Below are 1,631 nucleotides of genomic sequence, written 5' to 3'. Positions count from 1 at the left end.
AATATTTCGTGTTACGAGATTTGTGAAAGTAGCAGATCCGTTGTTGGTATAGGTATAAATGGCTGTACCTAAATGAGGTGATGAGAATCTTGAGGTCGTGATGTCATCTTTACCTGTGCCATCAATAGTAACATTCTTAAATAAGATTCCGCTGAAGCCTCCGCCGTACCCGAACTGTATTGCATCTCTTTGAGTGTTAATGATGTCGATGTTCTCAAAGGTGATATTCTTTATACCGGTATTTGATGCCTCCAAATCTATAGCACCTCGTTCACCATTATAACAATCTTTGCTTGTACCACAATTTACTATGGTGGTGTCTGAGAAGGTGATTCCAGTATTATTCTCAAAATGATAACCTGGGAATACAGTATTTAATCTAATACCTGATCCCATAAAGCTGTCTTTTATATAGTTATATCTTGCTTGGTGTCCGGAACCGCCGAAGATAGCTATAGCTGCTGCACGCCAGTTATTTTCTATTGTGTTGTAAAGGAAGGAATTATTAACTTCCATTGGAGCTCCCATAGTGGAATCAGGCCACATTGCCAGCCCGTCATCTCCATTATTTCTCACGCTGCAGTTACGTACCGTGGAATTCTTTGTACCTTGGCAGAAGTTTATGCCGTCAGCCAAGTTATTTCTTATACGACCATTCTCTATAAGCAGTCCATCTGCCGGAATAGCAGGGGTATGAGCATAATCTGCTACCCAGAAACCGCACTCAAAATGTTCTTCCCAGAAATCGTGAATCCTTGAATTTGTTCCAAAGTTATCCATAAAGGCCTTGTATATAGCATTTTGGTTATATCTAGATCTCAGGTTTGAGTTCATGTATACATTGCTGAAATCCAATTTACCGTTTGCTGCCATTCTCAGGGATATACCACCGCTAGCTGAATTTGAGTTAGTGAACTGTATATTTGTATACCACATACCAGCTCCAGTGATTGTCATGCTTGAAAGTGGATTAGAAACTGATCCGATTACCCACATGTTGTTTAGGTCAAAGGTACCTGCAGGTATATAAACAGTCTTTCCTTGGGAAGCTGCTGCACTTACACATGCATTGAAGGCTGCCAGGTCATCGGTACCGTCATTAGCAGTTGCTCCATAGGAGGTTACGGACAATGAATTAGCAGGTTGTGCAATGGCTGTTGGAACTGGCTCAACTTCAACAAAGTCAACACCATATACCAAACTGTCTCCTGATTTTTGAATCTTAAGAACGTCTCCAGCCTTAAGTGGGGTGGAAAGCATCCAATGTTTTTCATCAAAACGGAAGGCAACTTGACCGCCGTTAGGTGCATCACCAGGTTGATCGCCTTGGAAATACTGATAAGCATAATAAGATGTAAGGTTTATAGTCTGTACCTTATTTCCATTTACATAGCAGTCCAATGATCCGTTAAGGCCCATACCGTCAGAGGAATCAGGCATAGTAAACCTCATGTTTACACCTGCTCCGCCTTTATTAATTGTCCATTGAACATATGAGCCGTTTGAAGGAAGTTCCACATATTTCTGGTTAGATGCTTCTGAAGCAGTGAGAGAATAATCGAAATTTGGTGCAGATCTTATTATTGCACCGCCGCCAAGAACACCATCTTCAGATTCATATCTTGTATAAG

1 protein-coding gene is annotated in these 1,631 nt (G+C 41.0%); it reads right to left on the bottom strand.

The features are described 5' to 3' along the window. A partial coding sequence (locus ACPUYX_RS20920) for a glycosyl hydrolase family 28-related protein (protein WP_426381504.1) occupies positions 1-1,631 on the bottom strand: 1,631 nt, incomplete at both ends.

The organism is Desulfosporosinus sp. SYSU MS00001 (assembly GCF_049943955.1).
Lineage (GTDB): Bacteria > Bacillota > Desulfitobacteriia > Desulfitobacteriales > Desulfitobacteriaceae > Desulfosporosinus.
This window is presented reverse-complemented; position numbering and strand designations above follow the sequence as displayed.